The 13,394-nt window shown below is 41.9% G+C and carries 10 protein-coding genes; 5 read left to right on the plus strand and 5 right to left on the minus strand.

Annotated elements, in window-relative coordinates:
* The first annotated feature begins 218 nt into the window (after positions 1-218).
* From RMY16_RS05250 to RMY16_RS05260, 3 genes are all read left to right on the plus strand, one after another.
* Positions 219-1,298 carry a glycosyltransferase family 4 protein gene (locus RMY16_RS05250; protein ID WP_322735462.1) on the plus strand — a complete coding sequence of 360 codons (1,080 nt, stop codon included), beginning with the start codon at positions 219-221 and terminating at the stop codon, positions 1,296-1,298.
* A 126-nt stretch (positions 1,299-1,424) separates the two neighbouring features.
* The gene (locus RMY16_RS05255; RefSeq protein ID WP_322735463.1) at positions 1,425-2,282 is read left to right on the plus strand and encodes a WecB/TagA/CpsF family glycosyltransferase; all 858 of its coding nucleotides are present in this window, start codon (positions 1,425-1,427) and stop codon (positions 2,280-2,282) included.
* A 124-nt stretch (positions 2,283-2,406) separates the two neighbouring features.
* A complete protein-coding gene (locus RMY16_RS05260) occupies positions 2,407-4,251 on the plus strand; it encodes a tetratricopeptide repeat protein (protein WP_322735464.1) in 1,845 nt (614 codons plus the stop codon).
* 101 nt (positions 4,252-4,352) lie between these two features.
* Here the strand turns inward: RMY16_RS05260 and RMY16_RS05265 are convergent, their stop codons facing one another.
* The 3 genes from RMY16_RS05265 to RMY16_RS05275 form a co-directional block, all read right to left on the minus strand.
* Entirely contained in the window at positions 4,353-4,565 is a 213-nt protein-coding gene (locus RMY16_RS05265) for a hypothetical protein (RefSeq protein ID WP_322735465.1), read from the minus strand.
* A complete protein-coding gene (locus tag RMY16_RS05270) occupies positions 4,549-4,824 on the minus strand; it encodes a BrnT family toxin (protein ID WP_322735466.1) in 276 nt (91 codons plus the stop codon). The genes RMY16_RS05265 and RMY16_RS05270 overlap by 17 nt, the downstream gene beginning before the upstream one ends.
* Positions 4,825-5,153: 329 nt before the next feature.
* Positions 5,154-6,506, minus strand: a complete 1,353-nt coding sequence (locus RMY16_RS05275; RefSeq protein ID WP_322735467.1) for an N-acetylmuramoyl-L-alanine amidase — start codon at positions 6,504-6,506, stop codon at positions 5,154-5,156.
* A 179-nt stretch (positions 6,507-6,685) separates the two neighbouring features.
* Between RMY16_RS05275 and dnaG the strand changes: the two genes are divergently transcribed.
* The gene (gene dnaG, locus RMY16_RS05280; protein WP_322735494.1) at positions 6,686-8,686 is read left to right on the plus strand and encodes a DNA primase; all 2,001 of its coding nucleotides are present in this window, start codon (positions 6,686-6,688) and stop codon (positions 8,684-8,686) included.
* A gap of 542 nt (positions 8,687-9,228) precedes the next feature.
* Here dnaG and RMY16_RS05285 read toward each other — a convergent pair.
* Entirely contained in the window at positions 9,229-9,960 is a 732-nt protein-coding gene (locus tag RMY16_RS05285) for an MBL fold metallo-hydrolase (protein WP_322735468.1), read from the minus strand.
* A 193-nt stretch (positions 9,961-10,153) separates the two neighbouring features.
* Here RMY16_RS05285 and RMY16_RS05290 point away from each other — a divergent pair, with 193 nt between their 5' ends.
* Positions 10,154-11,677 carry a site-2 protease family protein gene (locus RMY16_RS05290; protein WP_322735495.1) on the plus strand — a complete coding sequence of 508 codons (1,524 nt, stop codon included), beginning with the start codon at positions 10,154-10,156 and terminating at the stop codon, positions 11,675-11,677.
* Positions 11,678-11,711: 34 nt separating this feature from the next.
* Here RMY16_RS05290 and RMY16_RS05295 read toward each other — a convergent pair whose 3' ends face one another.
* A complete protein-coding gene (locus RMY16_RS05295) occupies positions 11,712-12,968 on the minus strand; it encodes an FAD-dependent hydroxylase (RefSeq protein ID WP_322735469.1) in 1,257 nt (418 codons plus the stop codon).
* Between the last annotated feature and the right edge of the window lie 426 nt (positions 12,969-13,394).

Consider the following 13,394-nt stretch of genomic DNA (forward strand, 5'->3'; position numbering starts at 1 on the left):
CCCTATGGCAGAATTTTGTTATGGAGATCATCTTGTAAAATCATAAAAGTGTACATTGAATAAATTTGTGGATCTGCGATCAAGCATTTTGATAGTTAGTACCATTAGCTTTCAAAATGCTCTTTGAGTAAACCTTTGAATATAAACTAAAAGAAATTCGTTCAATAGTTTATATAAATAGCCGTATACTCAATTTCCAAAACATATTAATAGCAATTATGAGTTTCATAAAAATTACTATGTTGGGCGAAAGCTTGGAGCGCCAAGGTGGAATAGTTTCTGTGGAAAAGCTCATTCTTGAAGAAACTACCTCTGATATTAAAATTAAACACATTACTACTTTACCGAATGGTTCTACTGTCCATAAAGTGTTAGTGTTTTTGCAGGCAATAGGTGAGTTGTTTTGGAATTTATTAAACCAAAGACCTGACCTAATTCACATCCATGTTTCAGATAGAGGTAGCGCTTTTCGTCATTCAATCACTACTCTGATTGGTTGGCTATTTCAAAAACCAGTAATAATTCATACTCATAGTGCTGATTTTCATTTGTTTTACTCTAAACTACCTCAATTGCTTAAGCAGTGGTTAAGTTGGTCGTTTTGTAAATGTACCCGTTTCATTGTTTTATCAGATAGCTGGAAAAATTTTTACATTGAGAATCTTGGCTTGAAATCAGAACAAATTATTGTTCTGCCTAACCCAGTAAAAATTCCTGCACAAGTTCCACAGCGGATAGATTCCAAACAGATATTTTTCTTATTTTTAGGGCGCATTGGTGAGCGCAAAGGTACTTTTGATTTAATTAAAGCATTTGCTTCTATGTCTGTTGCTCAACAAAGCCAAGCCAAGTTAGTTATAGCGGGGGATGGAAATGTAGAACAAGCTCGTAGTTTGCTCCCAACTCTAAATCTTATTGACTATATCACTATTCTTGATTGGGTAGATAAAGAAAAACGCGACGATCTTTTAACTAAAGCTGATGTCTTTGTGTTACCTTCCTACAACGAAGGTCTGCCTATGGCACTACTAGAAGCAATGAGTTGGGGTTTGGCAGTTATCACGACCCCAGTAGGAGGAATACCCGAAATAGTTACTCAAAATCAGAATGGTTTATTAGTTAATCCGGGGAATATTCAACAATTGTCAGAGGCAATGCAATCCTTAATTGCAGACGAAAATCTGAGAATATCTTTGGGAAATAATGCACGAGTCAGAGTTAAACACTTGGACATAAACAATTATCTTACATCTTTAAGATGCATTTATACAGCAGCTATCAATTTAGAATCATCTTGATAAAAATAGGTTGAACTGACCTACGCTATGTATTAAATACCAATCTTAAAAACGACGTAATTCTTTCTGCATAAGGATAATAGGCGTTGAAAAGGCATGGATTGAATATTAGGAAAAGTCAAGGTAATGATAAATGATAAAGGTATTATTCTTTTGTCGTTGGTAATTATTCTAAACTTGGTATACTGGCTAATAAGTGAGATAGGTGCAGAAATGAAAACTTTTCCTGAAGTGAAATTATTTGATACAAGATTCCATAAAGTTAAAGTACAAGAATTAGTTGATTATTTAATAGAAGCAGCAAAAATTCCCAAAAAGACAGTTGTAGGACATGTGAATGTCAGAGCAATGAATTTCGCTTATGAAAAGTCTTGGTATCGAGATTTTTTGAATAAGGCTGATTTAGTATTTTGTGACGGTTTTGGTGTCATCGTAGGAGCTAGATTCAATGGTTATTCAATGCAATCCGCACATCGAATGACAGCACCAGATTACATAGAAGATTTAGCATTAAAATGTGAAAAAGAAAACCTTTCTTTATTTTTGTTAGCTGGAAAACCTGGCGTAGTAGATAAGGCAATTACTAAGTTAAGAGCAATTGCGCCTAATTTACGCGTACAGGGACATCATGGTTATTTTGATAAATCAGGAAAAGAGAATGATTTGGTAATAAAAAAAATTAATAAATTCCAACCAGATATTTTATATATTGGTTTTGGGATGCCATTACAGGAACGCTGGATTTTAGATAACTTCAATAAAATTGAAACTACTGTATTTTTACCTTTAGGTGCTTGTTTAGATTTTTATACTGACTCTATATATCGCGGCCCGCGTTGGCTGACTGATAATGGTCTGGAGTGGTTAACACGCTTAATTACTGAACCTACGCGTCTAGCAGACCGTTATATTGTAGGCATTCCATTATTTTTTTATCGTGTAGTTAAAGAGCGAATCACTCAAGGAATGATAACAAATCGCTAAATAAATTTTGAAAAAATTTTGCATTTGTTATAACCATGACTGTTCAAAAGTGGCCAATTGTTTCCCCTATCTCTGCTGCCAAGACTAGAATTAGAATTGATGTGACATTCTCCTAGTAGCCAAAGTGCCAGACTCTCTGCCATTAAGCGATCGCTATCTTGCCTTAATCGATGAAATTGTCGAAACCACCCTCAAGGGCAAAATTAGCTCTGTAGAACAGGTGTACCAAATGCTGCTTAAAGGGATTACTTCCGGTACAGGGGAAGTCTTTGAGCTAGCTTTGAGCGATCGCCTGAATTCCCTCCAAAGTCAAGTAGATACCGAAAAAGACGAACTCAAGAAAGCCAAGGCGACTCGCAGTTTGAGAGCCATTAAAACGATTCAAAGTCAATGGCAACGCTGGCAAGAGCAAAACAAAGCCACAGAAGCGATCGCCTTTGCAGCGACAGAAATCACCACAGCACCTGCTGCCGAGCGTCTAGCGACATTTATCCGGGTTACTGACCCGAATCAGAAGTATCCGCTAAATTTACAACAGTTACAGCAGTTATCAAAGGCATTGCAGCAATTTGCTCAAGCAGATGCTGATTTACAACAATTTTCCGAAGGGATTACCCGTGGTTTAGCTTCTTGGCAGCGATTGCAAGACAACTTGCTCAGTTGGATGTACGAGCAAAAAGAATCTTTAGGATTTGGCGGCGTACCGGGAGAAAGTGGCCCTTGGGCAAGTTGGGCTAAACAACTCAATAGTGAGTTACCCAAAACACTACTTCGCACCTTAGCTAGGGAAGAATCCGCAATAGAGTTTGCCGAGCGACAGCGTGGTATTACCCTCAGAGATTGGGTGGAAATGTCATTGATTTTACAGTTTTTGCAACGGGGACTAATTAACTGGTTTGACCAACAAGCTTACGATGTTAAAGCGGGGCCAAAGTTGTCCATTTCCACTTTTTTGACCTTTGCAGTGATTTGGAGTCAATTAGCAAGTGGTTTTAGAAGTATTGGGACAATATACAGCGATGCCTGTTCTCAAATCATGCTCCAGATTTTGCGAACCTTTGCCCAGCGCCCATATTTTCCCTTTTATGGCGGGATTTTTGCCTCTTTTACTGGCACCTATTTACGAGATGCCCTAGATTATTTGGATGAACCGCTACGACGAGGCGAGGGAACTCAGGAAAAGGCGCGGATTTTGACCCTTTTAGGCTATTCTCAGCGTGCTTTGGGACAATACCAGCGCTCAATTGATTTTCATCAGCAAGCGCTAGAGATAGCCAGAAATGCAGGCGATCGCACCTGTGAAATTGCCAATCTCAATCACCTCAGCCGTACCTACGTGCAACAGCAAAATTATGCTGAGGCAATTAACTACAGTCAGCGAGCATTAATACTAAGTCGGCAAGCAGGCGATAGGACAGGAGAAGCAAACGCGCTAGTAAATTTAGGTTACAGCGAAGTTATGCAAGCTCAGGAATTAGAAAACCTAGAACCCGAAACCTATGAAGCCGCAATTAACTATTTGGAACAAGGTTTAAAATTATCAGAAAAATTAGGCGATCTTCAAAGTAAAGCTTTATGTGTCAGCAGCTTAGGAATTGCCTATCTAGTAATTGGAGAACACCAAACTGCAATTAAATATCTTGAAGATGGTTTTAAAACAGCACAAGTTTCCGGTGATTTGTATCTCCAAGGGCGGAACTTAGCTTATTTAGCAGAAGCTTATTATCATCTGCAAAATTCTGAAAAAACTGTTTACACAGGTTGCTTGGGAATGTATCTTTTAGAACAAATTGCTTCTAGTGAGTGGCGTCAAGCAGCAGGGTTACTGACAATTTTACAAGGACAAATCGGGACAGAAGCTTTCCAAAAGTTCTTACAGCAACATCGCCCGAAAATTATTGCGGTTATCGGTGTAGATGGGTACGATCACATTCCGCAATTGTTAGAAGAATATAAGGGAGATATGTAATACTAATTTTATGTAAAGCTGCGCTTTATTCAAGTAGGGGCAATTCATGAATTGCCCTACCTAAAAATCAAGATTTCGGCTATTGTTTGGGTAAGTTTTGGTTATGCTGCCGTTGCCTTCGCAATTTTTGCAAGCAATCGCAGCGCCTCATTAACAGAAGCCGAATCTCGAAAGATTTCTGCCACATCTGGATCAAGAACCACAACATTACTCGATTGCATATACGCTTCGTAATACTTGCCACGGACACCACCTGAAAAATCATATTCAGGTTTCATCTCTTCATTAACGGTCATTTCAGGTTCCTGACTCATAGCTTCTTTTCTCCTGTCGAGTGGCTAAACGAGCACTGATCAAACGCACTTCAGCTTCTCGCTCTGTGTGGGATACAACCAAAAGACGTTGTGACCTTGATAAACCTGTAGTCAGAAGACGAAATTCGCCTACTGAGTGATCAGGATCTGGAATTGTGATGGCTAGTGGATCTCCGAAAACCGTAACAGCTTCTTCAAAAGACACACTATGCTTTTCGGCATTACTAACTGCTTTGTTTGCATCCCACTGAAATTTCATGAGTCTATTGTACTCTCAAGTAGAGCCATACCCGAATTTTCGGCAGATTCCTCCAACCGAATTCTTAGACCGCTTTTCTTCGCTTATCAACTTTGTGCAGCGCTCAGGTTTTTTATTAACATCTCCACCTAACATTTTCAGTTAGAGTATTAAAATGAAATTTTATGAATATTATTCTAGGTAACAATGCCCTAAAAAATGATAAGTAGGTTGGCATAATAAAACCAAACTATGTAAACAAAGATAAACTAGGTTAAAGCTCTCTTGCTTCTTGCTTTATTCAACTACAATTTTTGACGCAGACCTACTTAGAATAAGTTACTCAATACTCAAAGAAGTCCTGCTGATTCATATAATCGTTTGAGCATTGCTGAAATCTTCGTACCATAATCCAAATCTGCTGACCATCGCCCTGATAGCTGATCGATTAATGGCGCAATCCCGCGTGTAACAAAGCGAAACCTTGGATCTACTACTTCTTGCACCAAAGGTTCTAAACTGGCGTAAGCTTTCAAATGTTGGATGTGCGCCCTGACTCCAATTCTGGCACTTGGAAAAGACGCAGCCTCCGAACCACCACCGATCGCACCTAAGCCTGCAAAGTTATTTTGCTCAGGTCTAATATCACCACCAAACCGTAAAAATCCAGTTTCTACACACATTTGGCAAAAGGCAATATCATAGTTTACTCCTTCTATACCTGCTTCTTCCCGATAAAGTTTTGGGATGTCAGGAAACTTTACTAAAGCATTTTCATTATTGTTTCTTAGAAATAATTGTAACTGTACTTCGGAAGTATTACCGTTCGACATTAACCGCTCAAATTGGCCAGGGCAAACCACCAAATTCGATCGCAAGCTGACAGTACGAGTTGCCGCATCCCAATTAACTGCAACATTAAAATCTCGCAGTTCAATCGCTTTAACATAAACTACTTTGCGATAGGTAATCCGATTGACATTAGCTGCTTTTGAAAGGTCAATTCTTAGACGGTCTACTAAATCGATGGGAATGTAAGCATTACCATTAACTAGCACTCCTTGTTCCGAGTAACTTTGTCCATTAATATTGATATTAATTGGCGGATAATTTGCTTCTATCGGAGTTCCTGGAGTGGGGTCAATTACACGACTCCAAGTTACCAATCCATCGACAATTCCCAAAGCAAAATCGCGGCGACGAGTTTGCAGCAAAGCCCGATCCTCTGGATTGCTGAGAAACCCTACTTGCATCACCAAAGCTGGCAGCGTTGTCTGGCGACAGAATGCTAAACTACCCAATCCACTATCTGTATCTGGCTTGACTCCCCGATTCGGTAATTGGGGTACGCGGCGCAACAATCCCACTAGTAACTGTTCAGCATTGCTCTTGCGATCGCTATTATTAGCAATGTAGAAAACGCTAGCCCCACGCACAGAAGGGCTATTAGCCGCATTAGCTGCAATTTCTAGGGCGACATCACCCCGGCGGCCGCGGGAATTGATCCAGGTGATAGTTTGGGTGGCACTCAAGTCATCAGGAACCGCTAAAATTTCCAAACTCCGCGCTCTCAGTTCCGTGACAATCAAATCTCGCAGCAGAATCATTTCTTTTGCTTCACTTGTACCACCTGCGATCGCACCTCGATCTATTCCTCCTGCTTCTTTGCCTCCATGAGCTGCTGATATAAAAATACGCCCCATTTTCAGTATTTCCTCTGGTAAAATTAAGTCTAAGCAATTGTATACATCATTCTTGGTGTGGCAACAAGAATATAATAGCTATCAGAAGTCATTTGTCCTTTGTCCTTTGTCCTTTTTTCAAAGTTAATGCCCAACGACCAATGACTAATGACCAATGACTAATGACTAATGACAAAGCCATGCAAATTCCCCGCTTGCACCCAGACACTATTGAGGAAGTTAAACTACGGGCTGATATTGTAGATGTAGTCTCGGAATACGTAGTTTTACGCAAACGCGGGAAAGATTTCGTCGGTTTGTGTCCCTTCCATGATGAAAAATCTCCCAGTTTCACCGTCAGCCAGACCAAGCAAATGTACTATTGCTTTGGCTGTCAAGCCGGGGGAAATGCCATTAAGTTTGTCATGGAGTTGGGAAAGCGTTCTTTTGCTGACGTGGTGCTGGATTTAGCGCGGCGTTACCAAGTACCTGTGCAAACTCTAGAACCCGAACAACGCCAAGAATTACAGCGTCAGCTATCTTTGCGCGAGCAGTTATATGAAGTTCTCGCTTCCTCCGCACAATTTTATCAACACGCCTTAAGACAATCTCAAGGGCAAAAAGCATTTCAATATTTGCAATCTAACCGCCAATTCAAAGAAGAAACTATACAGCAATTTGGTTTAGGTTATGCTCCCGCAGGTTGGGAAACTCTCTATCGTTATTTAGTGGATGATAAACATTACCCAGTGCAAATACTGGAAAAAGCGGGATTAATTAAGCCACGCCGAGAAGGTGGTGGGTATTATGATGTATTTCGCGATCGCTTGATGATTCCCATCCGCGATGTTCAAGGACGCGTCATTGCTTTTGGTGGTAGAACCCTGACTGATGAACAACCTAAATATCTGAATTCACCAGAAACCGAACTTTTTAGTAAAGGTAAAACATTATTTGCCCTCGATCAAGCCAAAGATGGGATTTCTCAACTCGATCAAGCGGTGGTAGTGGAGGGATATTTTGATGCGATCGCTCTCCACGCTGCTGGTATTAATAACGCTATCGCCTCACTAGGTACAGCTTTAAGCTTAGAACAAGTCCGGTTAATATTACGCTACACCGAATCGAAACAATTAATACTCAACTTTGATGCTGATAAAGCCGGAACCAATGCTGCTGAACGGGCGATTGGTGAAATTGCCGAACTGGCATACAAGGGCGAAGTTCAGCTAAAAATTCTCAATTTACCCGATGGTAAAGATGCTGATGAATATTTGCATAGTCACACTCCAGAAGATTATGGAGAACTGCTAAAAAATGCGCCACTTTGGCTAGACTGGCAGATTCAGCAAATTATTCAAGACCGAGACTTAAAACAGGCTACCGATTTTCAGCAAGTAACTCAGCAAATAGTCAAATTACTTAAGAATATAGTTAACAGCGATACACGAAATTATTATGTTTCCTACTGTGCAGAAATACTCAGCTTGGGAGATACCAGACTTATACCCTTAAGAGTCGAAAATCTGCTAACTCAAATTGCTCCGGCTGCGGCGACATATTCTAAGCCGATATCAGCGAAGAAAGCATGGGGAGCTAGTAAATCCCGACTCCCCATTACTTCGGCTTCTCTTCGAGACGCTACGCGAACGCTCAGTACAAGTTCCAACTCCCCACTCCCGACAGAACGCAGCCTTTTAGAACACGCAGAGGCGTTATTATTGCGAATTTACTTGCATTGTCCCGAACAGCGTCAAATGATTGTTGACGAACTAGAGGAGCGAGATTTGCAATTTAGCCTTTCCCATCATCGATTTTTATGGCAACAGATTTTAGATATTTCATCGGGTGATGGAGAGACGAAAAATTTTGTGTCTCTACCAAATTTAATTTCCCGCCTCCAAGACCGGTTCTTAGAATTTGACAGCGAGATCGGGTTAATTTCCCATTTATTTCATGTGGATGAAAAAAACCAGAAAGAAATACTGCGGACTCCGCAAGTAGTTCAAGCTGCGATCGCTTGTATGGATTTAGTGATGCTTGAAAAACGCTATCGTCACTTTTTGGAATTATGGCAACAAACCGATCCAGAAGCGGAACCAGAGCGGTATCAATATTATTATCAGGCTTTCTACGCTGAAAAAATCAAGCTTCAACAAATAGACCGACAACGGTTATTTTCCATCACAGAGTTGTTGTAGTTTTGCACTCACGCTCAACCTAAATCTTGATTAGTAAGGGTACAAGGCCTTCATAGGTAGTCAACTTAAGCCGAAAACTATATCAGACAGGTGTTTTGCAAATCCCTCACGCCCTCATCCCCTAATATCATGTTCGCATAATTAGTTATGATTTCCACAGTCATTACACCCCACACGCCAGATGCTCCACTTGGGGAGACCCCAAGACCGCACTGGCTCCCCTTAATCCCCTCCCCGCTCTTCGGGAGGGGAGACGAAGCGTAGCTTTGGCGGGGTGGGGTTCTTCGGGTTTAATAAGTAATCAAGCGAACATGATGTAACCCCTTCTCCCAAGGGAGAAGGGGAATTGAATGTCTAGCTCCCCTCTCACGGATGGGAGAGGGGGGTGAGGGCAAAACCTTGTCACAAGCGGGTTTAGCGTTAAGTTGACACCTATAGCAAGGCCTTGCACCCCTACGACAGCTGTAGTTCAAATACATGAAAACTGCTGTAATAATATTGACAAAATTTTACCTTTGCGGTTAAAGCTAGCCCTGCTACCTCTAAAGGGGTTGTATCCCTAGCAAAGTTGGTAAATCTAGAGAGGCGAGGTGTTGATAAGCTCGATCTATGACCCGCTTACCTCTCAGAAATCCTGTATTAGCTCCAGGACAAATATACTGGAGAGTTTCTGGTGTAAAACGTTCTAACAACAATCGAAGGCTCTGAATTTGCCTTGGCCAGTGAAAGGTTTTAGCTGTCCGCAATGGTACTGGTTGACTATGCTGGTTAGGGAGTAAATGGCGACCAGAAAATAATATACCTCCAAGTTTGCTGTAGTATAGACAAGATGAGCCGGGAGAATGCCCTGGTGTCCAAATTACTTGTGTTGCGGCATCAAGAGTAAATTCTTGCCTAAAGGTAGTTACGGTTAAGCCTGGTAATAAATAAGCTTCTTGCTCTTGAATCAGCACCTCACAGCCCAAGGCTTGCTGAAATTCAGCAGTCTTGCCAATGGCGCCGCGATGGGTGATAAATAACCAATGCACGCCTCCATGCGATCGCAAAAAATCTTGATTTGTTTTTTCTAGGGCAGGGCAATCTATGAGGATATTGCCTTCATTTCTTACAATAAAATAAGAGGTTCCCCCTAATGTGTCCCGATTGGGTGGAAAGGCAAAAATGCTCTCTTGTGCGAAGTCCGATTGCAGAGAACCTCCGCTGAGAACTTCGTCAGGGAAGACAGCCCGTGGTGGCTTAGTTGTATGACTTGGCTGTTGAGGTAAAGGGCACATAATCAAAGAACCGAAACTGAGGAGTTGTGGACAATTTGATTACAGTGTAGAAATTCTCAAGAATTGAAACTTGAGCCTTAACCAGCACTGTTAACCGTTGTGAAAAAAATTGGGATTTGAGGTCTGCCTTGTAGTTAATGCTATGGTGCTGAAGCTACTGGTGGGGCGTTTTGTCAAAATTACTGAAGAGAACATGGCATTTTGGTTTCTGTTTATCCTCCTGCTGGGGCTTGCTACTTATCTAATGGTGCAGCGCAGCGTTGCTCTGATCACCCGAACACCAGTATGGTTGTTGTGGCTGGTTTTAATGACACCAGCATTCCTGTTGAGTGGATGGACGCTAATCTACGGGGCGAAACAACCTCCACCGCCAGGGCTGATCCTGTGGTCGGTATTTGTCTGCACAGTCTTGTACTGGGCGTTGTTTCAATGGGGGCGTCAAGTACCAAGAGATACACAGACAGACGAAGCCCAAACCCCAGCCTCAGAATCACAACCGACTATCCAGCCTATCCCAGAACCAATAGTGCGTCCCATTGAACCAGCCGAAGAAACTCAACTGCGAAATTGTTTTCCTTGGTCTGTATACTACGTTCAAAATATTGAGTATCGACCACAATCTGTGATTTGCCGGGGTCAGTTGCGAACTAAAGCCAGCAACGCTTACCAGCAGATTAAAACTAATATTGAAGCACAATTTGGCGATCGCTTCTTGCTGATTTTTCAAGAAGGCTTCAATGGCAAACCTTTCTTTGTCCTAGTTCCCAACACTCAAGCTGCGAAACAGACAGATACACCACAACGCAACCAGGAACGATTAACTCGTCCAGGATTAGCGCTGATGCTGCTAGTAGCCACTTTGATCACTACTACCTTGGTGGGAGTGGAAAATGCTGGTGTTACTCTGCCGCCTATCTGGCAAATTGGATCTTTGTTCAAACTTCTATCTAACCCAGAAGTCTTATTCAAGGGATTGCCTTATGCTTTAGGACTGATGGCTATTTTGGGCACTCACGAACTTGGGCATTATTTGACAGCTAAATTTTACAAGATTCGCTCGACGTTGCCTTACTTTATTCCCGTGCCTTTCTTCTTGGGAACATTTGGCGCATTTATTCAGATGCGTAGTCCCATTCCTAACCGCAAAGCTTTATTTGATATTAGTATCGCTGGGCCAATTGCAGGTTTTGTTGTCACCTTGCCATTACTAATCTGGGGTTTGGCTCATTCTGATGTGGTTTCCCTGAGTGAAAAAACCCGACTTTTAAATCCTGATGCTCTCAATCCCAAGTATTCAATTTTACTGGCTATACTCTCGAAGTTAGCTTTGGGAAGTCAGTTAACAGCAACATCAGCCCTCGATTTGCATCCAGTTGCAGTAGCAGGTTTCTTAGGACTAATTGTTACAGCCTTAAATTTAATGCCTGTGGGACAATTAGATGGAGGCCACATTGTCCATGCAATGTTTGGACAACGAACTGCGATCGTAATTGGTCAAATCGCTCGTGTGTTGTTGCTGCTACTTTCTTTAGTTCGGGAAGAATTTTTGGTGTGGGCGATTATCTTATTATTTATGCCGTTGATTGATGAACCTGCACTGAATGATGTCACTGAATTGGATAACAAACGTGACGTTTGGGGTTTATTGGCAATGGCTTTGCTGATTGTAATTATTCTGCCATTACCGCAGGCGATCGCTAACTTTTTGCAAATCTAAAAAGTAAATATATCAGCGATCGCGTTCCCAAGCTTTATCGTTTTGCTAATTCTGGAGTCCGCCCCTTTAAGCCAATCATCAATTTCAGCATAAATACTTTTAATACAGGTACTCGCTGCAAAAACCATAAACCCAGGCGACGAACTACCACCACAGGGAAGAAATTATTAGAAAACATCCGATCTAACAAATCAGTGAAACCTAAAATTGTCAGATTCTCTAGCTTGCGCCAGCGTTCATAACCTTTGAGAATCTGAATATGGCCAATATCTTTACCCGCTTTGTGGGCTACTTGAATTACTTGCGCTAAAGCTGCTGCATCCCGAATACCCAAATTTAAACCTTGTCCGCCGACGGGATGGCAATTGTGCGCCGCATCACCAATTAATGCTAGTCGCGGGAGAACGTAGCGATCGCTTTGCATGAGTTGTACCTGAAAAACAAAGCGATCGCCTAGTAATTCCAATTTTCCCATCTGATTGCCATAGCGGCGGCTTAGTTCTGCCAAAAATTCCTCATCATTTAAAGCACACAAAGCTTTTGCTTCTTCATGGGGCGCAGTCCAAACGATGCGGCAACGGTTCCCCGGTAAAGGTAAAATCGCAAAGGGGCCGCTAGACCAAAATCTTTCGTAAGCGGTGTTATTGTGGGGTTTTTCTGGTTTGACAAAGGCGACGATGCAAGATTGCCAATATTTCCAGCCAGAGGTTTTGATTCCAGCAGCTTGCCGAATTGGCGATCGCGATCCATCTGCTGCTACAACTAATTTGCTGCGAACTGTCTTTAGTTGATCGGCAATTTTTATCTCAATGGCGACTATATTCTGCTGGTATTGGGTATTTACCACTTCCGCCGGACACAAATAAGTCACATTGGGGCAATTTTGGACGAAATCTTGCAACGGCTGCAACAGCGCTTGGTGTTCTGCCACATAACCCAACTCTGCTGTATTTATATCATCTGTGGTAAATTCCACCACATCGGGATGATCGGCATCCGAAAGACGGACTCGGCAATATTTGGCGATTTGAGGTAACATTTTGTCCCAAACGCCAATTCCTTGATAAATTAGCGACGAAAGCTGATGAACTGCATAAGCTTGTCCCTTAGCTACCGCCGCTGATGCCACTTTTGCCTCAATTAGCAAAATACTCAAACCAGAATCTTTTAAAGCAGAAGCTAGAGTTAATCCAATAATCCCACCGCCGACAATTACCAAATCATATTCATATCCCCGCTCATTTGGCGGTGTTAGTTGACGGGAAATTTGCTCAAGCTGCGTTATGGCCATTGTTAAGTTAGATTACAGCGTCTTAACTCTTATTTTGACGCGATCGCGCCTTCTTGAGCAAGTTAAAAATTCAAAATTAAAGATAGCCCGCATCCCCCTTCTCCCTAAAGAGAAGGGGGATGAGGGCGTGAGGGATTTGCAAAACGTCTGTCCGATATAGTTTTCGGCTTAAGTTGACACCAATACAAGGCCTTGCGCCCCTACGACGGTATATTTTTTAACTGGAGACATCGCCTTCTGTTAAGTAAGTAGGTGCTAAAAAACACAACTAAATTAAGAAGGGTAAAGGTTAAGGGTAAAAGGGAAAAACCTTTACCCTTTAACCTTTTCCCTTTACCCATACAAAACTTTGTATAGTTCGGTTTAATTGTGCTAACCTACTTACCCTACCTCAAGCTGTCAGTTTAACTTCTGGCGGCTCCACAT

The sequence above is a fragment of the Nostoc sp. DedQUE12b genome, assembly GCF_034530835.1.
GTDB lineage: Bacteria > Cyanobacteriota > Cyanobacteriia > Cyanobacteriales > Nostocaceae > Nostoc.